At 64.5% G+C, this 26,305-nt stretch carries 25 protein-coding genes; 13 read left to right on the top strand and 12 right to left on the bottom strand.

Annotated features, from left to right (window positions below; translation table 11 throughout):
- Positions 1-55: 55 nt before the first annotated feature.
- Together AC1Z3V_RS10060 and AC1Z3V_RS10055 are read right to left on the bottom strand one after the other, a co-directional pair.
- Positions 56-733 (bottom strand): isochorismatase family protein, encoded by a 678-nt coding sequence (locus AC1Z3V_RS10060; RefSeq protein ID WP_483498571.1) that lies wholly within the window; start codon positions 731-733, stop codon positions 56-58.
- 151 nt (positions 734-884) lie between these two features.
- Positions 885-1,754, bottom strand: a complete 870-nt coding sequence (locus tag AC1Z3V_RS10055) for a pirin family protein (RefSeq protein WP_483498570.1) — start codon at positions 1,752-1,754, stop codon at positions 885-887.
- A 120-nt stretch (positions 1,755-1,874) separates the two neighbouring features.
- Here AC1Z3V_RS10055 and AC1Z3V_RS10050 point away from each other — a divergent pair, with 120 nt between their 5' ends.
- The gene (locus AC1Z3V_RS10050) at positions 1,875-2,795 is read left to right on the top strand and encodes a LysR substrate-binding domain-containing protein (protein ID WP_483498569.1); all 921 of its coding nucleotides are present in this window, start codon (positions 1,875-1,877) and stop codon (positions 2,793-2,795) included.
- Positions 2,796-2,812: 17 nt separating this feature from the next.
- Here AC1Z3V_RS10050 and AC1Z3V_RS10045 read toward each other — a convergent pair whose 3' ends face one another.
- Positions 2,813-4,042: an ROK family protein gene (locus AC1Z3V_RS10045; RefSeq protein ID WP_483498568.1), complete on the bottom strand. Its 1,230-nt coding sequence runs from the start codon at positions 4,040-4,042 to the stop codon at positions 2,813-2,815.
- Positions 4,043-4,274: 232 nt separating this feature from the next.
- On the opposite strand from AC1Z3V_RS10045, the gene AC1Z3V_RS10040 reads away from it, so the two are divergent.
- The 12 genes from AC1Z3V_RS10040 to AC1Z3V_RS09985 all read left to right on the top strand — a co-directional run bounded on the left by AC1Z3V_RS10040 (position 4,275) and on the right by AC1Z3V_RS09985 (position 17,483).
- Entirely contained in the window at positions 4,275-5,513 is a 1,239-nt protein-coding gene (locus tag AC1Z3V_RS10040; protein ID WP_483498567.1) for an extracellular solute-binding protein, read from the top strand.
- A gap of 188 nt (positions 5,514-5,701) precedes the next feature.
- Positions 5,702-6,583, top strand: a complete 882-nt coding sequence (locus AC1Z3V_RS10035; protein ID WP_334198001.1) for a carbohydrate ABC transporter permease — start codon at positions 5,702-5,704, stop codon at positions 6,581-6,583.
- Positions 6,583-7,428, top strand: coding sequence for a carbohydrate ABC transporter permease (locus AC1Z3V_RS10030; RefSeq protein WP_429820181.1), 846 nt, complete (start codon positions 6,583-6,585; stop codon positions 7,426-7,428). Before AC1Z3V_RS10035 ends, AC1Z3V_RS10030 begins: the two co-directional genes overlap by 1 nt.
- On the top strand, positions 7,425-8,450 hold the full coding sequence (locus AC1Z3V_RS10025; RefSeq protein WP_483498566.1) for an SIS domain-containing protein: 1,026 nt from the start codon (positions 7,425-7,427) through the stop codon (positions 8,448-8,450). Before AC1Z3V_RS10030 ends, AC1Z3V_RS10025 begins: the two co-directional genes overlap by 4 nt.
- Before the next feature lie 3 nt (positions 8,451-8,453).
- The gene (locus tag AC1Z3V_RS10020; protein WP_483498565.1) at positions 8,454-9,389 is read left to right on the top strand and encodes a PfkB family carbohydrate kinase; all 936 of its coding nucleotides are present in this window, start codon (positions 8,454-8,456) and stop codon (positions 9,387-9,389) included.
- Positions 9,386-10,471, top strand: coding sequence for an ABC transporter ATP-binding protein (locus AC1Z3V_RS10015; protein WP_483498564.1), 1,086 nt, complete (start codon positions 9,386-9,388; stop codon positions 10,469-10,471). The genes AC1Z3V_RS10020 and AC1Z3V_RS10015 overlap by 4 nt, the downstream gene beginning before the upstream one ends.
- Positions 10,472-10,574: 103 nt before the next feature.
- Positions 10,575-11,633, top strand: coding sequence for a D-TA family PLP-dependent enzyme (locus tag AC1Z3V_RS10010; protein WP_483498563.1), 1,059 nt, complete (start codon positions 10,575-10,577; stop codon positions 11,631-11,633).
- 277 nt (positions 11,634-11,910) lie between these two features.
- Positions 11,911-12,948, top strand: coding sequence for a sulfate ABC transporter substrate-binding protein (locus AC1Z3V_RS10005; RefSeq protein WP_429820191.1), 1,038 nt, complete (start codon positions 11,911-11,913; stop codon positions 12,946-12,948).
- Positions 12,949-13,065: 117 nt separating this feature from the next.
- A complete protein-coding gene (gene cysT / locus AC1Z3V_RS10000; protein WP_483498562.1) occupies positions 13,066-13,926 on the top strand; it encodes a sulfate ABC transporter permease subunit CysT in 861 nt (286 codons plus the stop codon).
- Positions 13,916-14,830, top strand: a complete 915-nt coding sequence (gene cysW, locus AC1Z3V_RS09995) for a sulfate ABC transporter permease subunit CysW (RefSeq protein WP_483498561.1) — start codon at positions 13,916-13,918, stop codon at positions 14,828-14,830. Before cysT ends, cysW begins: the two co-directional genes overlap by 11 nt.
- A gap of 31 nt (positions 14,831-14,861) precedes the next feature.
- Entirely contained in the window at positions 14,862-15,995 is a 1,134-nt protein-coding gene (locus AC1Z3V_RS09990; protein ID WP_483498560.1) for a sulfate/molybdate ABC transporter ATP-binding protein, read from the top strand.
- A 123-nt stretch (positions 15,996-16,118) separates the two neighbouring features.
- Positions 16,119-17,483, top strand: coding sequence for an FAD-binding oxidoreductase (locus AC1Z3V_RS09985; protein WP_483498559.1), 1,365 nt, complete (start codon positions 16,119-16,121; stop codon positions 17,481-17,483).
- 46 nt (positions 17,484-17,529) lie between these two features.
- On the opposite strand, the gene AC1Z3V_RS09980 is transcribed toward AC1Z3V_RS09985, so the two are convergent.
- From AC1Z3V_RS09980 to AC1Z3V_RS09940, 9 genes are all read right to left on the bottom strand, one after another.
- Positions 17,530-18,039 (bottom strand): RES family NAD+ phosphorylase, encoded by a 510-nt coding sequence (locus AC1Z3V_RS09980; protein ID WP_483498558.1) that lies wholly within the window; start codon positions 18,037-18,039, stop codon positions 17,530-17,532.
- Entirely contained in the window at positions 18,039-18,410 is a 372-nt protein-coding gene (locus AC1Z3V_RS09975; protein WP_483498557.1) for an antitoxin Xre/MbcA/ParS toxin-binding domain-containing protein, read from the bottom strand. Before AC1Z3V_RS09975 ends, AC1Z3V_RS09980 begins: the two co-directional genes overlap by 1 nt.
- 72 nt (positions 18,411-18,482) lie before the next feature.
- Positions 18,483-19,268: a crotonase/enoyl-CoA hydratase family protein gene (locus tag AC1Z3V_RS09970; protein ID WP_483498556.1), complete on the bottom strand. Its 786-nt coding sequence runs from the start codon at positions 19,266-19,268 to the stop codon at positions 18,483-18,485.
- The gene (locus AC1Z3V_RS09965) at positions 19,265-20,134 is read right to left on the bottom strand and encodes a hydroxymethylglutaryl-CoA lyase (RefSeq protein ID WP_483498555.1); all 870 of its coding nucleotides are present in this window, start codon (positions 20,132-20,134) and stop codon (positions 19,265-19,267) included. Before AC1Z3V_RS09965 ends, AC1Z3V_RS09970 begins: the two co-directional genes overlap by 4 nt.
- Entirely contained in the window at positions 20,131-22,119 is a 1,989-nt protein-coding gene (locus tag AC1Z3V_RS09960) for an acetyl/propionyl/methylcrotonyl-CoA carboxylase subunit alpha (protein ID WP_483498554.1), read from the bottom strand. Before AC1Z3V_RS09960 ends, AC1Z3V_RS09965 begins: the two co-directional genes overlap by 4 nt.
- Before the next feature lie 15 nt (positions 22,120-22,134).
- Positions 22,135-22,518 carry a RidA family protein gene (locus AC1Z3V_RS09955; protein ID WP_483498553.1) on the bottom strand — a complete coding sequence of 128 codons (384 nt, stop codon included), beginning with the start codon at positions 22,516-22,518 and terminating at the stop codon, positions 22,135-22,137.
- Between the two features lie 10 nt (positions 22,519-22,528).
- Complete coding sequence (locus tag AC1Z3V_RS09950; RefSeq protein ID WP_483498552.1) at positions 22,529-24,136, bottom strand: carboxyl transferase domain-containing protein; 1,608 nt, start codon at positions 24,134-24,136, stop codon at positions 22,529-22,531.
- A 46-nt stretch (positions 24,137-24,182) separates the two neighbouring features.
- Positions 24,183-25,346 carry an isovaleryl-CoA dehydrogenase gene (locus AC1Z3V_RS09945; RefSeq protein ID WP_483498551.1) on the bottom strand — a complete coding sequence of 388 codons (1,164 nt, stop codon included), beginning with the start codon at positions 25,344-25,346 and terminating at the stop codon, positions 24,183-24,185.
- 321 nt (positions 25,347-25,667) lie between these two features.
- Complete coding sequence (locus AC1Z3V_RS09940) at positions 25,668-26,225, bottom strand: gluconokinase (protein ID WP_483498550.1); 558 nt, start codon at positions 26,223-26,225, stop codon at positions 25,668-25,670.
- Between the last annotated feature and the right edge of the window lie 80 nt (positions 26,226-26,305).

Raw genomic sequence — 26,305 nt, 5'->3', positions numbered from 1 at the left:
CGGCTGACATCAGCCGTGGGTGCCTGCAGTCGGTTTTCGCGACGTCTCAGCGTTCTCAGCCGCGCTGCGAGTCGAGCTGCTCGTGGTCCTTCTCGACCTGCTGCGCCTTGAGATAGCTTTCAATCAGCAACTGATATTCCGGGAAGATCTTGGTGTAGATCTCGGCCCACTGCTGGGCGTCGTCGCGGTGCCAGGTGCGCTGCAGTTCGGAGGCGACCGCCGCCGTATCCATCGGCACCACGCCGGCCTGGACGACACGGGCAAGAGTGATCTCCTCGGCCATCTTCGAGTACGTGCCCGAAGCGTCGACGACGACGAAGACCTTGTAGCCGTCATGGACGGCGCTGATCGCCGGAAAGGCCATGCAGACGCTGGTGATCGTGCCGGCAATGATCAAGGTCTTGCGGCCGGTTTCCTTCACCGCGGCGACGAAATCCGGATTGTCCCAGGCGTTGATCTCGCCGCGACGGGCGACGTACTTGGCATGCGGCGCGTTCGCATGGATTTCCGGGATCAGCGGACCGTTCGGGCCCTGTGGCACGGAAGCGGTGGTGATGACCGGCATCTTGGTCAGCGTCGCCATGCTGGCAAGCGCCGCGGCATGGGCGCGCAGTTTCGGCATCGGCATGTCGTTGACAGTCTGGAACAGGCCGCTCTGGTGGTCGATCAGAAGCATAACGGCGTCGTCGGGATCGATGACCGGGCGCTGTCCGTTGAAATTTGCAGGTGTCATGGTCTTGCTCCTTGTTGATGGGCTTCTGTTTGAGTTGAGACAACGGCCCGGTTGATTGCAGCCGTTGCTCCTTGTCAGGCTCGTTATCTGTGGCGAAGCGTATCCGCCCTTAGGCCGTCCGAGCTTCGGCCCGGCGCGCGACCAGCCGGTGCTAGGCGCTCGCGATCTTGCCAAAGCGGCCGGACTGAAAGTCCGTCATCGCCTGTCTGATTTCCTGTTCGGTGTTCATGACGAAGGGGCCGTACATGGCGACCGGTTCGTTGATCGGTTCGCCGCTCAAGACGAGCGCCGTCACATCCGAGCTGGCATCCAGTGTCACGCCGCCTCCGTCGCGTCCGAAGAGAACGAACTGGGCCTCTCCGACGAGGTCGCTACCGTTGACGAGGACATTGCCGCGCAGGACCGCCAGCCCAACCGAATGGCCCTCCGGCAGATCGAGACCGAGCGAACCTTGCTGTTTCAGGCGTAGGTCCCAGAGATTGACGGGCGTGAAGGTGCGGGCGGGTCCTTGCGCTCCGGCATAACTCCCGGCGATCACCCGCAACGCTCCGGCGCCGTCCGGCAGGCTCACCGTCGGAATGTCCCGATCGAGCAAGGTCTGGTAGCCGGGTTCGACACTCTTGTTGGCTGCCGGCAGGTTGACCCAGAGCTGGACCATTTCGAGAGTACCGCCCTCTTTGGTGAAGCGCTTCGAATGGAACTCCTCATGCAGGATGCCGCCGGCGGCCGTCATCCATTGCACGTCGCCCGGGCCGATATGGCCGCCATTGCCGGCGGAGTCGCGATGGTCGACCTCGCCCTGGTAGACGATCGTTACCGTCTCGAAGCCGCGGTGCGGATGGACGCCGACGCCGCGCGGCGTCACGCCCGGCGCAAAGTTCATCGGCCCTGCGTAGTCGAGCAGCAGGAACGGGCTGGCATGGTCGCCGACACGGTCGCGCGCCAGCAGCGAGCGAACCGGGAAGCCATCGCCAACCCAATGCGGATGCGCGTTCCCGAAGATGCCGAGTATCTTTCTCATGGCTGTTTCTCCTTGGCCTCGCCATTTCAGCGAGAGCGTTGGAGGGAAGATATGATTGCACCAAATCTAGCAGTAGACAGGTATTTCGGACTATAGTGTCGCAAAAATAGGACAATACCCATGCAGGATTTGAACGATCTCAGGCTCTTCGTCGACGTGGTCGAGCAGAATGGCTTCGCGGCCGCCGCCCGCAAGCTCGACATGCCGCGCTCACGCTTGAGCCGTCGCATCGGCCTTCTGGAAGAGCGACTGGGTGTGCGGCTCGTGCAGCGCTCGACCCGTCATTTCGTCATCACGGAGATCGGCCGGGAATATTATCGCCATTGTGTCGCCATGCTGGTGGAGGCCGAAGCGGCGCAGGAGATGATCGACCGCACGCGTTCCGAACCGCAGGGTGTGGTCCATGTCAGTTGCCCGTCCTCGGTCGTCTACTTCCAGGTCGGCGAAATGATCGCCCGGTTCATGGCCGAATGTCCGAAGGTGGAGGTGGTGCTCGAAAGCACCAATCGCCGCGTCGACGTCTTGCGCGAGGGCATCGATGTCGCGATCCGCGTCCGCTTTCCGCCGCTTGAAGAAAGCGATCTCGTGGTCAAACGCTTTGCCGAGAGCAAGCAACGGCTGGTCGCCAGTCCCAGGCTGCTTGCCGACATGACCGCGGCGCCCGCACCGGCCGATCTCGGCGCGCTCCCGAGCCTTGCCTGGAACCCCGATCGCCAAAGTCACGACTGGCGGCTGGACGGTCCCGGCGGCGCAACCGCAATCGTCAGGCACCGGCCGAGGCTCGTGACCGAGGACATGGTGGCCCTGCGGCTGGCGGCACTCAATGGCGTCGGCATCTGCCAACTGCCGACGATGGTGGTGCGGCAAGACCTGAAGGACGGCACGTTGGTCGATGTGTTGCCGGACTGGGCGCCAAAGGCTGGCATCATCCACGCGGCGTTCCCGTCGCGCCGGGGCCTATTGCCCTCCGTTCGCGCCCTGCTCGACTTTCTCGCCGCCGAATTTGCAGAACTGGCGCGTCTGGACGAGCCACGAACCTGACCGCCGAAAGTCCGTGATCATAGGGCGGCGCTGACCCGGGTCTTGAGGATTGCTGAGAAGCGCGGATCGAAAGTGCGGCTGATCGGCTCTGCCGCAGCACCGATCGCCACCGCCCAGGGATCGGTGAAACCGATCTGCAATCGCGGAAGGCTGCGGTCGCGCCGGTCGGCGATCGAAGGAAGCAACGGCATCATCGCCTCGACGAGCAGACGCGCGAGTCCCGGCGGAAGCCCACCGCACAGGATTACCGTCTGCGGATCGAAGATCGTTTCGAGCGCCTGCACAGCGGCGCGCAGTTCGAAGACGGCCGCGTCGAGCCAGCGCCGCACCCGCTCGTCCGGGCCGGCGGCAACCGCATCGATATGGGCGTATAGCTCGGGATCGGCGGGGTCGAGGTCGAGAAGCCTGCAGAGCGAAGCGATCGAGGCGCGGTGTTCGAGCGGGGTGCGGTCGTCCAGCGATGCGCCTCGCGGCTGGCTGAGGATCATGCCGATTTCGCCAGCGTTGCCATTGGCGCCGCGGTAGAGCTCGCCGTTGAGGATCAGCCCGGCGCCAAGGCCGTAGCCGAGATAGATGCAGATGGCATGGTCCACACCGTGCGCAGCTCCAACCATGCGTTCGGCAGTCGCAGCTGCAGCGGCATCGTTCTGCAAGCCGACATCGAGCCCCGTGCCGGTCGCAAGCGTTTCGAGCAACGGGAAATTCTGCCACGCCGCCATCATCCAGGTGTCGTCGTCATCGGCTTCGATACCGAAGGGACCGGGCATTGCCGCCCCGAGGCCAACGAGCCGGTCTTCCGATTGCGGGGCGATCGCCGTGAGATCGCGGCGGGTCTTCTCGATCAGTTCCAGGATCGTCCGGACGCCGGTCGCCGGTCCGCCGGCGGGCAGGTTGGCCTCGCCGCGGGCAAGCACCCGACCGACCAGATCGACCGCGATGGTCCGCGTCACGTGCCGGTCGATCTGCAGTCCGATCGCAAAGGCTCCCTCCGGCACCAGGCGATAGGGTGTGGAGGGTTGCCCACGGCCGTTGCGCACCGCCTCAAGCGATTCGACGAGCCCGTCACGCTCCAGGTCCTCGATGATGTTGGAGACCGTCTGCTTCGTGAGCGCCGTCGCGCGGGCAAGCTCGGCCCGGGACAATTGACCGTTCAAGCGCAGGGCGTCGATCATCACACGCCGGTTGTGTGCGCTCGCTCCCTCCTGATTGGTGCCGCTCTTCGCCCGGATCAGGCGCATATCGTTCATCCAAAAAGCCCTCTTGACACTGTTAGAATATTGAACAAAAAATAAGTCAAGACAATTGACTTAATAGGAGCCAAAATGAGCTCCGGGGGAACGAGAGCGACGGCGGAGTCCGTCGCGAGCGCTCCGAATGCATATGTCGACGGCCGCTCGGAAACGGACGGACTTCTCGCATACGGCGCACCCAAGAGACGCGTCGAAGGAAGCTGAAACGCTCAAGTTACTGGAGGCAATCATGTTGAAATCGATAAGAACCGCGCTGCTTTGCGCGACCCTTGCCGGCGTCTCCTTCGCCGGTCACGCGCATGCCGAAACGACGCTCAACGCCCTCTTCATGGCCCAGGCGGCCTATAGCGAGGCGGATGTGCGCGCGATGACCGAGGCCTTCACCAAGGCCAACCCGGACGTGAAGGTGAACCTCGAATTCGTGCCCTATGAGGGGCTGCACGACAAGACCGTGCTGGCGCAGGGGTCCGGCGGCGGCTACGACGTCGTGCTCTTCGATGTGATCTGGCCGGCCGAATACGCCACCAACAAAGTGCTCGTCGACGTCACCGACCGCATCACCGACGAGATGAAATCCGGTGTGCTGCCCGGTGCCTGGACGACTGTCGAATATGACGGCAAGCGCTACGGCATGCCGTGGATCCTCGACACCAAATACCTGTTCTACAACAAGGAAATCCTGGAGAAGGCCGGCATCAAGGCGCCGCCGAAGACCTGGGACGAGCTTGCCGAACAGGCGAAGGTGATTAAGGACAAGGGCCTGCTCGCAACCCCGATCGCCTGGAGCTGGTCGCAGGCCGAAGCCGCGATCTGCGACTACACCACCCTCGTCAGCGCCTATGGCGGCAAGTTCATCGAGGGCGGCAAGCCGGCCTTTACTTCGGGCGGCGGCCTCGACGCGCTCAACTACATGGTGGCGAGCTATTCTTCTGGCCTCACCAATCCGAACTCCAAGGAATTCCTGGAGGAGGACGTACGCAAGGTGTTCCAGAACGGCGAAGCCGCTTTCGCGCTGAACTGGACCTACATGTACAACCTTGCCAACGATCCGAAGGAAAGCAAGGTTGCCGGCAAGGTCGGCGTCGTGCCGGCGCCGGGCGTCGCGGGCAAGAGCGAGGTTTCGGCCGTCAACGGCTCGATGGGTCTTGGCATCACCTCGACCAGCAAGCATCCGGACGAGGCCTGGAAGTATATCGTCTACATGACCTCGCAGCAGACGCAGAACGCCTATGCCAAGCTCAGCCTGCCGATCTGGGCCTCGTCCTACGAGGATGCGAGCGTCACCAAAGGCCAGGAAGAGCTGATCGGCGCCGCCAAGCGTGGCCTGGCGGCCATGTATCCGCGCCCGACGACACCGAAGTACCAGGAACTTTCGACTGCCCTTCAGCAGGCGATCCAGGAAGCGCTGCTTGGCCAGGCTTCACCTGAGGACGCCTTGAAGACGGCGGCCGAAAACAGCGGCCTTTGAGCCGTCCTCCCAAGCCCCGGGCGGGCAACCGCCCGGGGACCGCGGGAAACGACGCTTAGCAGTTGAACGCTTGCGTCCAAGGACTTTAACACGTTGATTTGGCGCATCATTCGCTTGGGTCGGTTACGATCCGAGGCAATGTGCGATAGCATGACGGGGCTTCCTAGGCCCGAGAAGGTTTCCACCCCATGTCCGGCACCTGGATAACGACGCGCGCATGGTTGCTCATGCTGCCATTGCTGGTGGTCATGATTGCGGTCATCGGCTGGCCGTTGGTCGATACGGTCAGGCTGTCCTTCACCGACGCCAAACTCGTCGGCACCGAAGGCGCGTTCGTCGGCTTCGACAACTATGCCAAGATGCTCGGCGGCTCGAACTTCCTGCGCGCCTTCATGACGACGACCTGGTTCGCCGTCGTCTCGGTCACCGCCGAGATGGTGCTCGGCGTGCTGGCAGCCCTTCTGCTCAATCAACAGTTCCGTGGTCGCACCGCACTGCGGGCGCTGATGATCCTGCCCTGGGCGCTGCCGACGGTGGTCAACGCCACGCTCTGGCGGCTGATCTATAATCCCGAATATGGCGCGCTCAACGCCGCCTTGACGCAGATCGGCCTGATCGACAGCTACCGTTCGTGGCTCGGCGAGCCCGGCTCCGCGCTGACGGCGCTGATCATCGCCGACTGTTGGAAGAATTTTCCACTGGTGGCCCTGATCGCGCTCGCGGCCCTCCAGGCCGTACCGCGCGATATCACCGCGGCCTCGCTCGTCGATGGCGCCGGCCCCTTCAATCGCTTCCGCTACGTCATCCTGCCGTATCTGGCGGGGCCTCTGCTCGTCGCCCTCGTGCTGCGCACGATCGAGGCCTTCAAAGTGTTCGACATCATCTGGGTGATGACGCGCGGCGGCCCCGCCAACAGCACGCGCACGCTGTCGATCCTCGTCTATCAGGAGGCCTTCTCCTTCCAGCGCGCCGGATCGGGCGCCTCGCTGGCGCTGATCGTCACGCTGCTCGTGACCGTGCTGGCCGTCGCCTATGCGGCACTGGTGCGCAAGGCCGCAGGAGCATCATAATGGAACGCCAGAGCACCCTGTTCACCGCCTTCGTCTACGCTTCGGCGCTCTTGCTGGCAGCGGTCATCCTCGCCCCCATTCTCTGGCTCTTCGTCATGAGCATCTCGTCGGCCGCCGACCTCTCGGCAAAGCCGCTCAACTGGTGGCCGGATACAATCGACCTGTCGCGCTACCGCCTGCTGTTGTCGACGCTGGAGAACAGCGCCGGCGCCGCCTTTACCGCTTCGCTGTTCAACAGCATCAAGGTCGCCGGCATGGCGACGCTGGCGGCGATCGCTGTCGCCATTCCGTCCGCCTGGGCGGTGTCCCGCACGCCCGGCGTTTCCTGGTCGCTCTATGGCGTGATCGCCACCTACATGCTGCCGCCGGTGGCGCTGGCAGTGCCGCTCTACATGGGGCTAGCCTATCTCGGTCTTTTGAACTCCGTGTTCGGCCTGGCGCTTGTCTACCTCACCATTCTGGCCCCCTTTACCACCTGGCTCTTGAAATCCGGCTTCGATTCTATTCCGAGAGAGATCGAGAGCGCGGCGATGATCGATGGCGCACGTCTCGACCAGATCCTGCGGCTCATCACGCTACCCCTCGCGGCACCGGTCATGGCAACTTCGGCGCTCTTCGCCTTTCTGCTCGCCTGGGACGAATTCTTCTATGCGCTGCTCTTCACCTCCGATCTGCGCGCCAAGACGCTCACGGTTGCCATCGCCGATCTCGCTGGCGGCCGTGTCTCCGACTACGGACTGATCGCAACCGCCGGGGTGCTCGCCGCCCTGCCCCCGGTGCTGATCGGCCTCCTCATGCAGCGAGCCCTGATTTCCGGGCTGACCAGCGGCGGTGTCAAAGGATGACGGCTATGACCACCACGCAACGCCCGGCCGGGCTCGTCGCAATCGATCGTGAAATGGCGCGGCAGGCTTCGGATGCGATTGCCTCCTTCCACCAGGCAAGCACCCTTGCAACACGGATTGCCGCCTCGCTGAAGGCGACGGGCAAGCTGCTGCTGCTCGGCATGGGCGGTTCGCATGCCGTTGGCCGCGCCGTCGAGCCGCTCTACCGCGCCCATGGCATCGACGCCATTGCCCTGCCGCTCTCGGAACAGCTCGGCCAGCCGCTTCCAATCGCGAACAAGACAATCCTCGTGACCTCGCAGTCGGGCGAAAGCGCCGAAGTCCTGCGCTGGTTTGGCGAAACCAATGGCGCAACGCCACACACCTTCGGCCTCACCTTGGAAGGCGGCTCCTTTCTCGCGCAGAATGCGCCATCGCTCATCGGCGTTGGAGGCACGGAAAAAGCCTTTGCCGCCACCCGCAGCCTGACGATCAGCTTCGCCCTGCATCTTGCCGTTCTCGCTGCCCTCGGCGACGACCCGGCCGCAGCACTTCAGGCACTGGAACATCCGCAATCGCCCGATGTGGCGACAGCGCTTGCTGCGTTGAGCTCCGTCCGGTCCGTCGTAACGTCGGGCCGCCGGCTTCAGGGACTGGCGGAAGCGATCGGCCTCGGCCTGACCGAGCTTTCGCGCCTGCCCTGCTTCTCGCTTGAAGGCGGCCAGCTTCGCCACGGACCCATGGAAATGCTCGGTCCGTCGGTTGGCGTCGTGCTCTTTCGGGCGAACGATCCGACCGCCAGTCTCGTCGAAGCCATGGCTATTTCCGCCGCCGGGGCCGGCTCGCCGGTCATCGCCTTCGACACCTCCGGTCAAGCGCCGATCGAAGGCGTCACCACCATTTCCTTTGCACCGGCCGCCGGCATGGCGGCAATTTTCGCGATGCTGCCGGTCGCTCAGTCCTTCATGATCGCCTTTGCGGCGGCCCGCGTCGAGAATGCCGGCACTCCCGTGCGCTCGACCAAGATCACCCGGAGCGAATAACCGATGCGTCCTCTTGCCGTGGTCGGCAACGCCAATGTCGATCTCATCCTCGGGCCGGCGGCCCCCTGGCCGAAGGCCGGCACCGAAATCATCGTTGATCACGATGAACTGCGCGTCGGCGGCTGCGCCGGCAACAGTGCGCTCGCCTGGGACTCGCTCGGCGTCGACTATGCGATCGCCGCCAATGTCGGCAACGACCAGTTCGGAACCTGGCTGAAGGAGGCTTTTCCCGAGCGATCCCGGTCCTGGCCAGTCGAAAATGTCGGGACCACGCTCTCCGTCGGCATCACCCATCCCGATGGCGAACGCACGTTCTTTACAACGCGCGGACATCTCCCGCTTTTGAGTTTCGAGGAGGTTCGAGCGATGCTTGACGGCGAGAAGCTGCGCGGCGGCTACGCGCTGCTTTCGGGTGCCTTCCTGACCGATGCTCTAACCGCGGACTATGACCGCTTCTTCGACTGGACCGACGCGCACGACATTGCCGTTGCCCTTGACACGGGCTGGCCGCTCGACGGCTGGACGCAGACAAACTGCACGGCGACCGTCGGCTGGCTGAAGCGTTGCCGACTGGCGCTTTTCAACGAGGTCGAGACGACGACGCTGACGGGCGTTGCCGACCCCACCGCGGCCGCACACGAACTCCGGAAACACATGCCCGAGGGCGCGATCGTCGTCGTCAAGCGGGGGCCCCATGGCGCGATCGCCATCGATGCGGAAGGCCGTCTTTCGTCGGCCGCCGCACCCGCGGTTTCCGTGGTCGATACGATCGGCGCCGGCGACGTCTTCAATGCCGGGTTCCTGGCGGCACTTGCCGCCGAGATGCCTTTGGAAGCCTGTCTTCGCACCGGCGTCGCCATCGCCTCCGAAGCGATTTCCACCCTGCCGCGCAGCTACGGCAAACCGCTTTCGTTCTACCTTCAGGAGACCGGCGCATGAGCGCTCTCGCCATTCAGAACATTCACAAGCGCTATGGCGAGATCGAGACGCTGAAAGGCATCGACATCGACCTGGAGAGCGGCGAGTTCCTGGTCCTGCTCGGTTCGTCCGGCTGCGGCAAGTCGACCTTGCTCAACATCATCGCCGGACTTGCGGAACCAAGCGGCGGCGACATCCGGATCGGCGATCGCTCCATTCTCGGAGCCCACCCCAAGGACCGCGACATCGCCATGGTGTTCCAGTCCTATGCGCTCTACCCGAACATGAGCGTCGCGCGGAATATCGGCTTCGGGCTGGAGATGCGCAAGGTTCCGGCCGCCGAGCGTGAGAAGGCGGTAACGGAAGCGGCGAAGCTCCTGCAGATCGAGAACCTGCTCGACCGCAAGCCGAGCCAGCTTTCCGGCGGTCAGCGCCAGCGCGTCGCCATCGGCCGCGCGCTAGTCCGCAATCCGCAGGTCTTCCTCTTCGACGAACCGCTCTCCAACCTCGACGCAAAGCTGCGCATGGAGATGCGCACCGAGCTCAAGCGCCTGCACCAGATGCTGAAGACCACCGTCGTCTACGTCACCCACGACCAGATCGAGGCGATGACGCTCGCGACCCGCATAGCGGTGATGCGCGACGGCCGGATCGAGCAGCTCGGGACGCCGCAAGAGATCTACGACCGGCCGGCGACGCTCTATGTCGCCGGCTTCGTCGGCTCGCCGCCGATGAACATCCTTGATGCGACCGTTGCGCAGGGTCAGTTGCAGATCGCCGGCGACGGGCAGGCAATCACCCTGCCGGCCCGCTTCCGGGGCGTTGTCTCGGATCGCCAGCGCGTCAAGGCTGGCATTCGGCCGGAAGCGCTGCGACTTGCCGCCGGTGACGAACCCGCGCTGCAGGTCAAGGCCCGTGTCGAGGTGGTCGAACTCACCGGCCCCGAGCTCGTGACGACGGCGCGGATCGGCGAGCAGCGCATCACCGCCTGCCTGCCGCCGCGCAGTACGGTTCTTTCGGGCGAAGAGCGCGCCTTCACCATCGAGGCGGACGTCCTCCATCTCTTCGATCCCGACAGCGGCCGGTCGCTGGCGAGGGGCTGAGGTTGCCTGCGGGTGATGCCGGGATTGCCTTGGCAACGCCTTTTCCTTCGTGTGAGAATCGTTCATCACAGGTTGTCCCGCGCGAGAAGAGGAAGTGACCGCCATGCCCTTGCCGATCGAAACGCCGGCCGTTCTCGTCGATCTCGAGGTTGCCAAGCACAATATCGAGCGCTTCCAGGCCTATGCCGACGAGCATGGCATTCGCGTGCGTCCGCACATCAAGACGCACAAGCTGCCGCAGATGGCCGAGCTGCAGCTCGAGGCCGGCGCAGTCGGCATCACCTGCCAGAAGGTCACAGAGGCGGAAGCGATGGTCGAGGGCAGCGACCGGATCAAGGACGTGCTGATCACCTACAACATTCTCGGCGAGGCCAAGATGGCACGGCTGGAACGGCTGAATTGCCGCGTCGCGCTTGCCGTCGTCGCCGACAATGAGACCGTCATCGACGGGCTTGCGGGCTTTTTCGCGGACAAGGACAGACCGCTTCGCGTGCTCGTCGAATGCAACACCGGCGCCGATCGCTGTGGCGTTGGCAAGCCGGCAGAAGCCGCGAGGCTGGCCCGCCGGATCGCGGATGCGTCGGGGCTGGTCTTCGGCGGCCTGATGACCTATCCGCCGGTCGACGGCGAGGCGAAGGTCCAGGCCTTCATGAGTGAAGCGAAGCGATTGATCGAAGCCGACGGCATCGCCGTGCCCGCCATCACCTCGGGCGGCACCCCGAGCATGATGCACGCCGCCGGCGCCCCTATTGCCAGTGAGTATCGGCCGGGCACCTACATCTACAATGATCGCTCGCTGGTTTCGCGTGGCGTTGCCGGTTGGGACGATTGCGCCCTGACGGTGCTGGCAACCGTCGTCTCGGTGCCCTCCGAAAGCCGGGCGATCATTGATGCCGGCAGCAAGGTGCTGACCTCGGACCTGCTGGGGCTGACCGGCTACGGTCACGTGCTCGGCCGTGATGACATCCGCATCGACCAGCTTTCAGAGGAACATGGCCGCCTCGTCGCCGATGGGCCGATCAACCTTAAGGTCGGCGACCAGCTCCGCATCGTGCCCAACCACGCCTGCGTCGTGACCAACATGGTCGACGCAGTCCATATCGTCGAGGGCGGCACGCTGAAGGACACCTGGCCGATCGTCGCCCGCGGCCACGTACTCTAGCCTCGCAGCCCCCCGCATTTGTCGTGAATGCGGGATTGAAGGCATGGACCGTTTCGCCAAACGGCAGCAGGGAGAATCGACGCGCGCTCACTGGACACGGGCACCACGCGCTCCATGTAACTGTCGTGGCGGGCCGGCGCGGCCCAATGCGACGGTTGCAGGCAAACCGTTCCTGAAAAAGCCGCGAGAACGATAGGACATTTCCCGATAGCCGCCTCCAGCATCATCGGTTTGCGTTGTAGCAGTCGATTAAATTGATAGTTTTATCTGGTAACCAATGGAGGTCGAGATGGTCTTTGGACGAATTACCGGAATAGTGGGACTGGCAATTGTGCTCGGAGGCCTGCAGCTGGGAGCTGCAAGTGTTGCGTTTGCCGACACGACGATCCTGAACGTGTCGTATGACCCGACACGTGAACTCTATAAGGACTTCAACGCTGCCTTTGCCGAGAAGTGGAAGGCCGATACCGGCGAAACCGTGACGATCCAGACGTCGCACGGAGGGTCGGGCAAGCAGGCGCGCGCGGTCATCGACGGTCTGCAGGCCGATGTGGTGACGCTGGCGCTCGAAGCCGATATCGACGCGATCGCCAAGCAAACCGGCAAGATCCCGGCGGACTGGAAGAAGAGGTTTGAAAACAACAGTGCACCCTACACGTCGACGATCGTCTTCCTGGTGCGCAAGGGCAATCCCAAGGGCATCAAGGACTGGGCCGATCTGGTGAAGCCGGACATCCAGGTGATCACGCCGAACCCGAAGACTTCGGGCGGCGCACGCTGGAACTTTCTGGCCGCCTGGGCCTATGGCCGCGCCGCCAATGGCGGTGATGACGCCAAGGCGCAGGAATATGTGACAGAACTCTTCAAGCATGTTCCGGTGCTCGATACCGGTGCGCGCGGAGCGACGACGACCTTCGTGCAACGTGGTCTCGGCGACGTGTTGCTCGCCTGGGAAAACGAAGCATATCTGTCGCTCGAGGAGCTCGGGCCCGACAAGTTCGAGATCGTCACGCCGTCGATCTCGATCAAGGCGGAACCGCCAGTGGCGCTCGTCGACGGCAATGTCGACGCCAAGGGCACGCGCAAGGTGGCGGAAGCCTATCTCGGTTACCTCTACAGCGATGCTGGCCAGAAGATCGCCGCCAAGCACTACTACCGGCCGTTCAAGCCGGCAGCGGCCGACCCGGCCGACATCGCCCGCTTCGGCGAGTTGAAGCTCGTAACCATTGAAGACTTCGGCGGCTGGAAGGAAGCCCAGCCGAAATTCTTCGGTGACGGTGGTATCTTCGACAAGCTCTACAAGCCGGGCCAATAAGAACGACATCGACGCGCAGCCGGTCAAACTGGCTGCGCGTCTTGCTTCGCGCCGCGCCGGGCCATTGGCAGGAAATGCGGTTCATTACGTCTCGTGAGCTTTGCAAAGGTAGTGCCATTGACGGATACGACGAAGACTGCGCCCTGGCGGTTTCGCCAGCCGAGTGTCTTGCCCGGGTTTGGGCTGTCGCTCGGGATCACGCTGAGCTGGCTGGTGCTGATCGTGTTGATCCCGCTGTCGGGGCTGGTGGTGCGGGCAAGCGGGCTCGGCTGGTCCGAGTTCGTGGCGCTGACGCTCGATCCGCGCACGCTCAATGCCTTGAAGATCTCTTTCGGCACGGCGTTTCTCGCCGCGGTGATCAACCTCGTCTTCGGCGTCATCCTCGCCTGGGTGCTGGTGCGCTATCGTTTTCCCGGCAAGCGGGTGATCGACGCCATGGTCGACCTGCCGTTCGCGCTGCCGACCGCGGTCGCCGGCATTGCCCTGACGGCGCTCTATGCGCCCAATGGCTGGATCGGCCAGTTCCTCGAGCCGCTCGGCCTCAAGGTCGCCTTCACCCCCGCCGGCATCGTCGTCGCCCTGATCTTCGTCGGCCTGCCCTTTGTTGTCCGCACCGTGCAGCCGATCATGGAGGAGATCGACAAGGAGGTCGAGGAGGCCGCCGCCACCCTGGGCGCCAGCCGCTTCCAGACGATCAGCCGGGTGCTGCTGCCGGGGCTGATGCCGGCCGGCCTCACCGGCTTTGCGCTTGCCTTTGCCCGCGGTGTCGGCGAATACGGCTCGGTGATCTTCATCGCCGGCAACCTGCCCTATGTCTCCGAGATCGCACCGCTGCTGATCGTCATCCGGCTCGAGGAGTTCAACTACGCCGCCGCCACCGCGATCGCCGCGGTGATGCTGGCGATCTCGTTTGCGATGCTGCTCTTCATCAACTCGATCCAGGCCTGGAGCCGGCGGAGATATGTCTATGTCGCATGATCTGACCGCCAGCGCCGCTCCCAGTCCCCTGCCCGCTTCCGGCCCGAAGCCGGCCTTGCCCAAGCTTGCCGCCGCCACCTCGGAAAGCCGCTTTGCCCGGCTGACGCTGACGATCACCGCCCTTGCCTTCGTCGCGCTGTTCCTCTTGCTGCCGCTTGCCGCCGTCTTCACCGAGGCGCTGCGCAAGGGGCCGGCCGAGTTCGTCGCCGCGCTCGGCGACACCGAGACGTTCTCGGCGATCCGCCTGACGCTGACCGTCGCCGCCATCGCCGTGCCGCTCAACCTCGTCTTCGGCGTCGCCGCCGCCTGGGCGATCGCCAAGTTCGAGTTCAAGGGCAAGGCCTTCCTGACGACGCTGATCGACCTGCCGTTCTCGGTCTCGCCGGTGATCTCCGGCCTCGTCTTCGTGCTGTTGTTCGGCTCGCACAGCCTGATCGGCCCGTGGCTGCAGAGCCACGGCATCCAGATCCTCTTTGCCGTGCCCGGCCTGGTGCTCGCCACCGTCTTCGTCACCTTCCCCTTCGTCGCCCGCGAGCTGATCCCGTTGATGCAGGAACAGGGCAGCAGCGACGAGGAGGCGGCCCTGTCTCTCGGCGCCTCCGGCTGGCAGACCTTCTGGCACGTGACGCTGCCGAACATCAAATGGGGGCTGCTCTACGGCGTGCTCTTATGCAACGCCCGCGCCATGGGCGAGTTCGGCGCCGTCTCGGTCGTCTCCGGCCACATCCGCGGCGAGACCAACACCATGCCGTTGCAGGTGGAAATCCTCTATAATGAATATAACTTCGTCGCCGCCTTCGCGGTGGCGGCGTTGCTGGCGCTGCTGGCGCTGATCACCCTGATTTTGAAGACGGCGCTGGAGATCCGCTACAGCGCCGAGATCGCCGCCAGCCGCAGGCACTGACCGGGAAAGCCCGCATTCGAAAGGTATCGCCATGGACGTGCGCGTTCACAACATCCGCAAGGAATTCGGCCGCTTCCCGGCGCTCGACGACGTCTCGCTCGACATCCGCTCCGGCGAGCTGATCGCGCTCTTAGGTCCCTCCGGCTCCGGCAAGACGACGCTGTTGCGCCTCGTCGCCGGGCTCGAAAGCCCGACCGGCGGCACGGTCTTCTTCGGCGACGAGGATGCCTCGCAAAAGACGGTGCAGGAGCGCAACATCGGCTTCGTCTTCCAGCACTATGCCCTGTTCCGCCACATGACGGTGCTCGACAACGTCGCCTTCGGCCTCAAGGTGCGGCCCGCCAACCGCCGGCCGCCGGCGGCCGAGATCCGCCAGCGGGCGCTCGATCTCCTCGACCTGGTGCAGCTTTCCGGCCTCGACAAGCGCTATCCGGCGCAGCTCTCCGGCGGCCAGCGCCAGCGTGTGGCCCTCGCCCGCGCCATGGCGGTCGAACCGAACGTGCTGCTGCTCGACGAGCCCTTCGGCGCGCTCGACGCGCAGGTCCGGAAGGAACTGCGCAAGTGGCTCAGGGAGATCCACGACCGCACCGGCCACACGACGATCTTCGTCACCCACGACCAGGAGGAGGCGCTGGAGCTGGCCGACCGCGTCGTCGTCATGAGCAAGGGCGCGATCGAGCAGGTCGGCACCCCGGACGAGATCTACGACCATCCGGTCTCGCCCTTCGTCTATGGCTTCATCGGCCAGTCGAACTGCCTCGCGGTGACGCTCGCCAACGGCGAGATCTGGTTTGAGGACCGGCCGATCGGCCTTAGGGCTCCGGCCGAGCCGGACGGGCCGGCCAATCTCTTCTTCCGCCCGCACGACATCGAGCTGATCGACGGCTGCGGCGGCTGTCTTGCCGGCCTCGTCACCGCCAGCCGCCGGGTCGCCGGCACCCGCCACCTCGAACTCGACCTCGGCCGCAACCACCCGCCTGTCGAAATCGAACTCTCCCCCGAACGCGCCGCCGCCGGCGACCACAGCCGCGTCGCCTTCCGCCCGACAAAGTGGAAACTCTTCAGGGATGGAAAGCAGGAGACGGAAGAGGCAACGACGGAACAGCAGGATGTAGAGGAATCCGGAGAGAGGGAAGCCTTCGAATTCGCCCGCACGGGCACCTGATTTCATCGCCCCGTCACGGCTGGCGAAGAACGTTTGAGCGTCGCCGGCCGATTTCGGTTTGCTTCGATATGCGCTAAGAGGGGCACCCTCTGCCGACAATGGCCGTGGAAACCGGAGCAGCCCATGACGATCGTCGACGACCTGAAACAAGCCCTCGGCGACATCGTCCTGACGGGAACCGAGATCGGCGAACGCCATCGCAGTGACGCCAGCCTGACCGGCCGCGAACTGCCGAAGGCCGTTATCAGGCCAACGCGCAGCGAGGAAATTGCGGAAGCCCTCCGTCTCTGCAACGAGCGCGGCCAGACGGTCGTGGTCCAGGGTGGCCTCACCGGACTTGCCGGTGGAGCGAATGCCGGCAGCGATGCCGTGGTGATTTCGCTCGAACGTTTTACCGGCATCGAGGAAATCGACCCGCAGGCGGGGACCATGACGGTGCGGGCCGGCACGCCGCTCGAGCTTGCGCAGCGCGCCGCCGAAGACGCAGGCCTCCTGCTGCCGATCGATCTGGGTGCGCGCGGCTCTTGCCAGATCGGCGGCAATCTTGCCACCAATGCCGGCGGCATCCGGGTGCTTCGCTATGGCGTGACGCGCGACAACGTGCTCGGCCTCGAGGTCGTGCTCGCCGACGGCACGATCGTCTCGTCGCTCAACAAGATGATCAAGAACAACACCGGCTACGACCTGCGCCAGTATTTCATCGGCTCCGAGGGAACGCTCGGCGTCATCACCCGCGCCGTCCTCCGGCTGCGGCCGCTGCCGACGGGCCGACTGACGGCGCTTTGTGCCCTCGACAGCTACGATGCTGTCGTTGCCTTTCTTACGCGCTGCCAGCACCATCTGTCCGGACTCTCGGCCTTCGAGGCGATGTGGCAGAGCTACTTCCGCTTCAATGCCGAAGCCGAAAAGCAAAAGCTGTTCGCGGAAGTTCCGCCCTTCGCCGTCATCGTCGAGCAGGATCTGCTTAGTGACGACACCGAGCGCGATGTATTTGAGGCCTTTCTCGGCGAGGCGCTCGAAGCCGGCATCATCAGCGACGCGCTGATTGCCCAATCGGAGAAGGAGAGCCGCTCCTTCTGGAGCATTCGTGAGGGCCACGCGATGGACCAGCTCCTGCCCGCGCTGATCAACCTCGACGTCAGCCTGCCGATCGGCGATATCGGTCGCTTCGCCGCGGAATGCGGCCAGGCCCTGTCTGCGCGTTTCCCCGCCGCCCACGTCTCCTTCTTCGGCCACGTGGCCGACAGCAACCTGCACATCGCCTTCTCGGAACCGGACAGCGACACCGAGACGCCACATGTCGTCGACGGCATCGTCTACGAAATCGTGCGGCGCTATCGCGGCTCGATCTCGGCTGAACACGGTATCGGCGCTCTGAAGCGGGATTTCCTCGACTATTCGCGCAGCCCTGCCGAACTCGATCTGATGCGGCGGATCAAGCAGGCGCTCGATCCGAAGGGAATCCTCAATCCGGGCAAAGTGCTCTAACGCGGCCCGGTTTTCCGTCCAGAGCCCGCGCTTCGGGGCATGGGCTTCAGAGCCAGGAAGCCGGCGTTTTCGGCAGGCGCCCATCGGGATCGATGACCTGCAACTCAGCCCCCTCCCCTTTGTTCCAGCGCCAGAGCGCAACGCAGGTGCCGCCAGGCGACATGAAGGACGGATAGATCAGGCCGTCGAAGCCTCGGGCGCTGAGGTCCGCCTGCAAGCGATGCGTCTCCGGCACGAGACCGCGGTCGAGCGCATCGCGCCATTCGCAGCGGTGGATCTCGTCGGTGAGACCGAACATGGCCAGCCCATCCGCCGTCGTCAGGTCGGCGAGCATCGCGTCGCGTAATTCAAGCTGGGCGATCAGTGCCGGGTGCTGGACGAAACCCTGATTATATTCGGCCCAGGCGGTCGAGAGTTCGCGCGCGGCATAGATCGTCTGCATTCCAATCGGGTTCCAGCGTCCGCCGAAGCGTGCCGAGCCTTCGCCGGAGAGTGGCGCATGCGCCCAGCGCGGCACATAGGCGCGCCAGAGATGCACCGGCTCGCTTTCCGCCATCAGGCGTAGACACCGGAACGTACGGCTTCGAGATAGGCGAGCACCTTGTCGGCCTTGCCCTCGCCGACGAGGTCATAGGCAGTCTTACCGGCCCAGCCGGGGATCGGCTGGTGCTTGAACCAGATGACGGCGCGACTGTCGTCACCCGCCATCTCGCCGGCCATGGCAAGGATGCGCACGACGTTGCTCAATGCCGCATCAACCTTGCGGGCGCTGGATTTCGCCGTCAGCGTGTTGCGCGCGACGCCGATCAGCTTCGCGAGCTCGGCAAGCGTCACGCCGAGACGATCAGCGACCAACCGGGCAGAGAGGAAGGACGAGTGGCTCTCGCCGTAGCGGGCGGCGGAGACATTGAAACCAATAGTAGTCATGGCACGATCCGCGCTTGTTTTGATCACCATGCAATCAAAATAAGCTCAAAAAGCGTCCGTTTCAAGGAAGGCCTACTGTCGCCAGGAGGGCTCACGCTTGTCAAAAAAGGCGCCGACACCTTCGCGCGCCTCGTCGGACTCCCAGCAATCGGCGAGCTGCTCGATCGTCGCGGCAATGGTCTGCTCGGTGATCGGAGACCCGAGCGAACGCGCCAGCCGCTTGGCCCGACCGGTGGCTTCAGGGGCCGTTACCAGGTAGGGCCCGATCTCCGCTTCGACCGTCGCGTCCAGTGCGTCGGTCGCGGCAACGGCCGTGACCAGTCCCAAAGCGCGCGCCTCCTGCGCATCGAACAGACGGGCGGACATGAACAGCGGTCGCGCCTTGCCCTCACCGATCCGGGCGACGACATAGGGGCTGATGGTGGCTGGGATCAGGCCAAGGCGGGTCTCGGTCAATCCAAATTTGGCGTCGGCTGCGGCAACGGCGGCATCGCAGATACTCATGAGGCCGACACCGCCGCCGAAGGCATTGCCGTGAAGACGACCGATTACCGGCTTGGCGATCTCATTCAGCGCCTTGAACATCATCGCAAGCCGCGTCGCTTCAGTGATGCGGGTCGCCCGATCCGCATCGAACTGCTCACGCATCCAACCGAGATCGCCGCCGGCGCAGAAGCTACGGCCTTCCGCTTCCAGTATGACGACCCGAACCGAGCCGTCGTCCGAAAGCGCGTGGGCGGCATCGGTCAGTTCACCGATCATCCTCGCCGACAGCGCGTTGTGCTTTTGCGGTTGCGCCAGCGTCAGCCGGGCGACCCCGCGCCTGTCGGTCGCGATCCGGATTGTTTCAAAAGTCATGATCTTGTCCTCAGGGTCCGCGCGAAAGCCGCCGCCTGCCCAAGCTTCGCCGGGTCGAGACCGGTCGAGAACCCCTTGCCGGTGACGAAGGCGTTGACGGCGAGCGTATCGACATTGCCGGCCGCTCCCGGCGCATAGGGACAGCCGCCGAGCCCTCCAGCCGAGGCATCGAAAACCCGCAGGCCGCGGTCGAGCGCCACGGCGATATTGTCCAGTGCGCGGCCGGACGTATCATGGAAGTGGCCGGCAAGCCTCTCGGACGGAATGCGCTCCAGCACTTTGGCCAGCATCGCATCCACAGCCTCCGGTGTGCCGCGGCCGATCGTGTCGCCGAGACTGATCTCATAGCAGCCGAGATCGTCGAGCAGACCGGCGACGTAAGCGCTACTACCCGGCGCAATCGCGCCCTCATAGGGGCACTCGACGACGCAACTGACGTAGCCGCGCAGCAGAAGTCCGCGCTCACGGCAGGTCTCGGCAATCGGGCGAAACCGCTCGATGCTCTCGGCGATCGAGCAATTGATGTTCTTCTGCGAGAAGGTTTCGGAAGCGGAGGCGAAAATCGCCACCTCGTCGGCGCCGGCCTCGAGTGCCGCTTCGAGCCCGCGCATGTTGGGCGTCAGTACGGCGTAGCGCGTACCGGGTCGCCGGCGAATGCCGTCCATGACTTCGGCGGCGTCCGCCATCTGCGGCACCCATTTCGGGCTGACGAAGCTCGTTACCTCGATCCGCCCATAGCCGCAGTCAGAGAGCATGTCGACGAGGCGAATTTTGTCAGCCGTATCGACAAGGCGGCTTTCATTCTGCAGCCCGTCGCGCGGCGCCATCTCGACGATCGTCACATGCCGCGACGCCGATCCACTCATACCGCGATCTCCTGCTGGAGCATGACCAACACGGCGCCGGCGCTCACCTGCTCGCCTTCGCCGACCAGAACGCTCTCGACCACGCCGGCGCGCGAGGCGGACAGCGTGAGTTCCATCTTCATTGCCTCCATGACGGCGAGCGCCTGTCCCTTTTCGACCGCATCACCCGGACGGACCCGGATGAGCTTGACGATGCCAGGCATCGGCGCCGAGACCTCGTCATCGGCCACCTCGCTGGAATGGCCGGCGCCAAGGGCATCGGGCAGGCGCAGCACATAGGTTTCACCGTTGAGAAACAGGGTGATCTGCTCGCCTTCGCGCAGGAAGCGAAACTCATGCTGCGCGCCGGAGATTTCGGCGCGGGCGCCATCGGCGAAGCGGTCGAGGATCACCACGGGCAGAGCCGTCGTTCCGGTGTGGACCGCAAACTGGTCGCGGCCGCGCGCGGCGAGCGTCACAATCGCCCGTCCGCTGCTGTGCTCGATCGTGACGTTCCTGCTGGCGTCGCCCCAGATCTGCCAATGGCCGAGCGAAGACCAGGGATCGGCGGATCCATGCGGCAGCAGGGCTCCGGTCGAGATGATCGCCGCCAGCGCCAGCGCCGCATCGCTCGGTGCCATCGTTGCCGTGAGTTGTCCGATCGAACGGTCGATAAGGCCGGTATCGGGATGCCCGGAGCGAAAATCCGGCTCCGCAGCAAGGCGCGCCAGAAAATCGAGATTGGTAACCGTGCCGCCGATCCGGCAAGCCCTCAGCGCGTTTTCAAGCTTTGAAAGCGCGGCCGAGCGGTTCGGACCATGGACGATCAGTTTGGCGATCAGCGGGTCGTAGAACGGTGTGATCCGGTCGCCTTGGCGAACACCGGCATCGATCCGCACGCCATCCTCCGGAAAGCTCAGCGTCGTCAGCCGCCCGGTCGCCGGCAGGAACCCGTGGGACGGGTCTTCCGCGTAGATGCGGGCTTCAAACGCCCAACCGTCGATGCCGATCTCACTCTGCCGCTTCGGCAACGCTTCGCCGGCGGCGGCGCGCAATTGCCACTCGACGAGATCGATGCCGGTGATCGCTTCGGTGACCGGATGCTCGACTTGCAGCCGGGTGTTCATTTCCATGAAGTAAAACTGGTCCGGCCACAGCCCATCCGTCACATCAGCGATGAATTCGACGGTGCCCGCGCCGACATAGCCGATGGCCTGGGCTGCCCGAACTGCGGCATCGCCCATGGCGCGCCGTACCTCCGCGGTCATGCCGGGGGCCGGCGCCTCCTCGATTACCTTCTGGTGGCGGCGCTGCAGTGAGCAATCACGCTCGAAGAGATGCAGAATATTGCCGTGCCGGTCGCCGAAGACCTGCACTTCGATATGCCGGGGCTTCGTCAGGTATTTCTCGATCAGCACCGAACCATCGCCGAAAGCGGCTTCCGCCTCGCGCCGCGCCGCCTCGAGTGCGGCCGGAAACTCGGTGGCGCTGTCAACGCGACGCATGCCTTTGCCGCCGCCGCCGGCGCGCGCCTTGATCAACACCGGATAACCGACATTCGCCGCTTCCTGCGCGAGGAAGTCGGCATCCTGCCGCTCGCCGTGGTAACCGGGAACAACCGGCACGCCGGACTGCTCCATCAGCGCCTTGGCTGCATCCTTCAGACCCATCGCACGGATCGCCCGGGCCGATGGGCCGACGAAGGTGATGCCGGCCGCCTCGACGGCATCGGCGAAATCGGCATTTTCCGAGAGAAAGCCGTAACCCGGGTGGATTGCGTCCGCACCGACCGCACGCGCGGCGGCGATGATGCGCTCGGTCGAGAGATAGCTTTCGAGCGCCGCCGGCGGGCCGATGCGGATCGCTTCGTCGGCAAGTGCCACGTGCAGCGCTCCGACATCGGCATCGGAATAGACGGCGACCGTGCGAATACCGAGATGCTTGGCGGTGCGCATCACCCGGCAGGCAATCTCGCCGCGATTGGCAATCAGGAGTTTGGAAAACATCGGCATCCCCAGCCCCTACCGCGCCGCGATTACATCGATTTCGAGCAGCCAGCCGGAATCGAAAAGACCAGCGATCGCCACCGTCATGGCCGGCGCAAGCGCGCCCAGATATTCCTGCCGAGCCGCGCGGTTTGCCATCGTGTACTGGCGGTCGGCGAGATAGACTGTCGCCTTGATGATATCCCCCTTGCTCATGCCTGCCGCCCGCAACTGTGCATCGATGTTCAGCCAGACCTGGCGCGCCTGCGCCTCGAACCCCTCCGGCAACACGTCGTCGGCGCTCAAGGGCACCTGGCCGCTGACGAACAGCAGGTGCTGGAAATTCTCGAGGCGAACGGCCTGCGAATAGCCTCCGCGCGGTAGCGGCGCGTCGCTGGCATTGATGTCTTCGCGTTTCATCCGCATCTCCCTACATCCTGAAGAGGCCGAAGCGCGTGTCTTCGATCGGCGCGTTGAGCGCTGCCGAAAGCGACAGGCCGAGCACGTCGCGCGTCTTGCGCGGATCGACGACACCGTCGTCCCAAAGTCTTGCCGAGGCATAGAGCGGATGGCTCTGGCGCTCGAAGAGATCGAGGATCGGCTGGCGGAAGCGCGCCTCCTCCTCTTCGCTCCAGGGCGTGCCAGCCCTTTTCAGCGCTTCGCTGCGCACGGTCGTCAACACACCGGCCGCCTGCTCGCCGCCCATAACCGAGATGCGACTGTTCGGCCAGGTCCAGAGGAAGCGTGGAGAGAAGGCGCGGCCGCACATGCCGTAATTACCCGCGCCGAAGGAGCCGCCGACGAGCATGGTCACTTTCGGCACCCGCGCCGTCGCGACAGCCGTCACCAGCTTGGCACCATGCTTGGCGATACCTTCGGTTTCGTATTTCCGCCCGACCATGAAGCCGGTGATGTTCTGCAGGAACACGAGCGGGATCTTGCGCTGGGCGCAGAGTTCGACGAAATGCGCCCCCTTCAGCGCCGATTCCGAGAACAGCACGCCGTTGTTCGCGATGATGCCGACCGGGATGCCATGCACATGGGCGAAGCCGCAGACGAGCGTGGTGCCGTAGCGCGCCTTGAATTCGTCGAAACGGGAACCGTCGACGACACGGGCGATGATCTCGCGGATGTCGTAGGGCGTGCGCAGGTCGGAAGGCACGATGCCGACGATCTCCTGCGGGTCATAGAGCGGCGGCTCGGGCATCGCGAATTCAACCGACAGCGGCTTGTAGCGGTTGAGCGCGGCGACGGCCCGACGCGCCAGCGCCAGCGCGTGGGCGTCGTCGCGCGCGAGATGATCGGCCACGCCGGAAAGGCGCGTATGCACGTCGGCGCCGCCGAGATCCTCCGCGGAGACGACCTCGCCGGTCGCCGCCCTGACGAGTGGCGGACCCGCGAGAAAGATCGTCCCCTGGCCCTCGACAATGATCGTCTCGTCGGACATCGCCGGGACGTAGGCGCCGCCGGCGGTGCACGATCCCATCACGACGGCGATCTGCGGAATGCCGGCAGCCGACATGTTCGCCTGATTGTAGAAGATCCGGCCGAAGTGATCCCTGTCCGGAAAGACCTCGTCCTGGTTCGGCAGGTTGGCACCGCCGGAATCGACGAGATAGATGCAAGGCAGACGGTTTTCCGCGGCGATCTCCTGCGCCCGCAAGTGCTTCTTTACCGTCATCGGATAGTAGGTACCGCCTTTGACCGTCGGGTCGTTGCAGACGATCATGCATTCGCGGCCCGACACCCGCCCGATGCCCGTGATCAGTCCGGCCGCTGGCGCATCGCCATTGTACATGCCATGCGCCGCCGTCATTCCGACTTCAAGGAAAGGCGTCGCCGGATCGATGAGGTGGGCCACCCGGTCGCGCGGCAGAAGCTTGCCGCGGCTGACATGGCGCTCGCGCGCGGCATCACCGCCGCCGGCGGCCGCGAGTTTCACGGCCTCCTCGACCGTCGCGATCGCTTCGGCCATCGCCGCCTGATTGGCCTTGAACGTTTCGGAGGACGGCGAGATGTGAGATTTCAGAACGGTCATGAGGTCCTCATTGGATCGGGTTCGGCCGCTTTCGTCTCATCCCGCTCTAGCTCGTCTCGGTGAACAGTTCCCGGCCGATCAGCATGCGACGGATTTCGCTGGTGCCGGCACCGATCTCGTAGAGCTTGGCGTCGCGCAGCAGACGACCCGCCGGGTAGTCGTTGGTATAGCCGTTGCCGCCGAGCGCCTGGATCGCCTCGAGTGCGAGCGCCGTCGCCTTCTCGGCCGCATAGAGAATGCAGCCGGCCGCATCCTTGCGCGTCGTCTCGCCGCGATCGCAAGCTGCCGCCACCGCATAGACATAGGCACGTGCCGCATTCGCCGTCACGTACATGTCCGCGAGCTTGCCCTGCATCAACTGGAATTCGCCGATCGGCTGACCGAACTGCTTGCGCTCATGCAGATAGGGGACAACGACATCAAGGCAAGCGGCCATGATGCCGAGGGGGCCCGCCGAAAGCACCACCCGCTCGTAGTCGAGCCCGGACATCAGCACGCGGACGCCGCCGCCGACGGTGCCAAGCACGTTTTCTGCCGGCACTTCGCAGTCCTTAAAGATCAGTTCGCAGGTGTTGGAGCCGCGCATGCCGAGCTTGTCGAGCTTCTGGCCGGTCGAAAACCCGGCATAGCCCTTCTCCACCAAGAAAGCGGTGATGCCGCGTGGACCGGCCGTCGGATCGGTCTTGGCGTAGACGACAAGCACGTCGGCGTCCGGGCCATTGGTGATCCACATCTTGTTGCCATTGAGCATATAGCGGTCGCCACGCTTGTCGGCCTTCAGTGTCATCGAGACGACGTCCGACCCGGCGCCGGGCTCCGACATCGCCAATGCGCCGACATGCTCGCCGGAGATCAGCTTCGGCAGATAGCGCGCCTTCTGGTCGTCATTGCCGTTGCGGTTGATCTGGTTGACGCAGAGATTGGAGTGGGCGCCGTAGCTGAGGCCGATCGAGGCTGATGCGCGGCTAATCTCCTCCATCGCCACGCAATGGGCGAGATAGCCCATGCCGGCGCCACCGTATTCCTCGCCAGCGGTGATGCCGAGCAGGCCGAGTTCGCCCATCTCGCGCCAGAGCTGCATAGGAAATGCATTATTGCGATCGGTCTCATCCGCCAATGGCGCGATCCGGTCCGTCGCGAAGCGCCGCACGCTCTCGCGCAGTGCGTCGATGTCCTCGCCTAGCGCGAAGCTCAAGCCGCCCTCAAACATGTCTATCCTCCCACCGTGCCGGGCCGCGCGGTCTCCTCCCACAGCGGCCGGACGATAACGCTCCATCCTCTACGCGGATCGCGGCGAAAGCAATGATATCAACGCCGCGACATGGTCGGACGATAGCACCGCGTTCCGCTAATTTCCTTCCAAAGAGCAGCGAAGCCAAGCACGATATGAAAATGCGAAGGCACCCGATGATTGCATCCTGTGCGCGAAGCAGTCACCGGAGGGGCAATGACGCGAGGAACCTGCAGCTTGCGGCGTCACCGCCCCGCCGAGCCGTTCGTTTTCGGAAAACCGAGCACGTTCCTTCGAAGTCTAGCGGCCGGCGGCAACCCCCAGCCCCACAAGCTGCGCGAGCACCTCGTGGATCACGGCCTGCGGCGACGGAGCGATGTCCACGGTGACGGTCAAAGGCTCGCCGGCAGGGTCTTCCAGCGTCGCGAACTGCGTGTCGAGCAAGGAGGCAGGCATGAAATGTCCCGTCCGGCGCTGCATTCGCCCGGTAAGAACGTCGCGATCGCCGTGGAGATAGACAAAGGCAATGGGCCTGCCGGCGCTCTCACGCAACAGATCGCGATAGCTGCGCTTCAGCGCCGAGCAGGAGACGACGAGCGGAGCATCACCCGATGCGAGCTGTCGGCCGATCTCCTTCAGCCACGGCCAGCGGTCCGCATCGGTGAGCGGGATGCCCGCCGACATCTTGCGGATGTTCTCCTCAGGGTGAAGTGCATCACCCTCGACAAAGCGGTAACCGCAGGCGGCGGCGATGGCTTCGCCGACCGAGGTCTTGCCGGTACCCGACACGCCCATCACCACGATGGAGCCGGGAAATGTCAGGTGAACACCAATCTCGGACGCGTGATCGCTCGACATGCCCGCGCTTCTCCTTGCATCTGCCGCACTGATCCTTCCTGATACCTTTGCGACAACGGACGAACAAGGCGGCCGGGAGC

The organism is Ensifer sp. 38_S197 (assembly GCF_056924495.1).
The sequence above is the reverse complement of the archived record's forward strand: the minus strand, read 5'-3'. Positions and strand labels throughout refer to the sequence as shown.

Bases quoted from the DNA above. Each gene is read 5' to 3' on its own strand.
- AC1Z3V_RS09950 (WP_483498552.1), bottom strand. From the start codon at position 24,136: ATGACCGTTCTGAAATCTCACATCTCGCCGTCCTCCGAAACGTTCAAG.
- AC1Z3V_RS10040 (WP_483498567.1), top strand. From the start codon at position 4,275: ATGTTGAAATCGATAAGAACCGCGCTGCTTTGCGCGACCCTTGCCGGC.
- AC1Z3V_RS10030 (WP_429820181.1), top strand. From the start codon at position 6,583: ATGGAACGCCAGAGCACCCTGTTCACCGCCTTCGTCTACGCTTCGGCG.
- AC1Z3V_RS09980 (WP_483498558.1), bottom strand. From the start codon at position 18,039: ATGGCGGAAAGCGAGCCGGTGCATCTCTGGCGCGCCTATGTGCCGCGC.
- AC1Z3V_RS09940 (WP_483498550.1), bottom strand. From the start codon at position 26,225: ATGTCGAGCGATCACGCGTCCGAGATTGGTGTTCACCTGACATTTCCC.
- AC1Z3V_RS09960 (WP_483498554.1), bottom strand. From the start codon at position 22,119: ATGTTTTCCAAACTCCTGATTGCCAATCGCGGCGAGATTGCCTGCCGG.
- AC1Z3V_RS10035 (WP_334198001.1), top strand. From the start codon at position 5,702: ATGTCCGGCACCTGGATAACGACGCGCGCATGGTTGCTCATGCTGCCA.
- AC1Z3V_RS09955 (WP_483498553.1), bottom strand. From the start codon at position 22,518: ATGAAACGCGAAGACATCAATGCCAGCGACGCGCCGCTACCGCGCGGA.
- AC1Z3V_RS10060 (WP_483498571.1), bottom strand. From the start codon at position 733: ATGACACCTGCAAATTTCAACGGACAGCGCCCGGTCATCGATCCCGAC.
- AC1Z3V_RS10005 (WP_429820191.1), top strand. From the start codon at position 11,911: ATGGAGGTCGAGATGGTCTTTGGACGAATTACCGGAATAGTGGGACTG.
- AC1Z3V_RS10015 (WP_483498564.1), top strand. From the start codon at position 9,386: ATGAGCGCTCTCGCCATTCAGAACATTCACAAGCGCTATGGCGAGATC.
- AC1Z3V_RS10010 (WP_483498563.1), top strand. From the start codon at position 10,575: ATGCCCTTGCCGATCGAAACGCCGGCCGTTCTCGTCGATCTCGAGGTT.
- cysW (WP_483498561.1), top strand. From the start codon at position 13,916: ATGTCGCATGATCTGACCGCCAGCGCCGCTCCCAGTCCCCTGCCCGCT.
- AC1Z3V_RS10025 (WP_483498566.1), top strand. From the start codon at position 7,425: ATGACGGCTATGACCACCACGCAACGCCCGGCCGGGCTCGTCGCAATC.
- AC1Z3V_RS09985 (WP_483498559.1), top strand. From the start codon at position 16,119: ATGACGATCGTCGACGACCTGAAACAAGCCCTCGGCGACATCGTCCTG.
- AC1Z3V_RS09970 (WP_483498556.1), bottom strand. From the start codon at position 19,268: ATGACTTTTGAAACAATCCGGATCGCGACCGACAGGCGCGGGGTCGCC.
- AC1Z3V_RS09945 (WP_483498551.1), bottom strand. From the start codon at position 25,346: ATGTTTGAGGGCGGCTTGAGCTTCGCGCTAGGCGAGGACATCGACGCA.
- AC1Z3V_RS10055 (WP_483498570.1), bottom strand. From the start codon at position 1,754: ATGAGAAAGATACTCGGCATCTTCGGGAACGCGCATCCGCATTGGGTT.
- AC1Z3V_RS10020 (WP_483498565.1), top strand. From the start codon at position 8,454: ATGCGTCCTCTTGCCGTGGTCGGCAACGCCAATGTCGATCTCATCCTC.
- AC1Z3V_RS10050 (WP_483498569.1), top strand. From the start codon at position 1,875: ATGCAGGATTTGAACGATCTCAGGCTCTTCGTCGACGTGGTCGAGCAG.
- AC1Z3V_RS09965 (WP_483498555.1), bottom strand. From the start codon at position 20,134: ATGAGTGGATCGGCGTCGCGGCATGTGACGATCGTCGAGATGGCGCCG.
- AC1Z3V_RS09975 (WP_483498557.1), bottom strand. From the start codon at position 18,410: ATGACTACTATTGGTTTCAATGTCTCCGCCGCCCGCTACGGCGAGAGC.
- AC1Z3V_RS09990 (WP_483498560.1), top strand. From the start codon at position 14,862: ATGGACGTGCGCGTTCACAACATCCGCAAGGAATTCGGCCGCTTCCCG.
- AC1Z3V_RS10045 (WP_483498568.1), bottom strand. From the start codon at position 4,042: ATGAACGATATGCGCCTGATCCGGGCGAAGAGCGGCACCAATCAGGAG.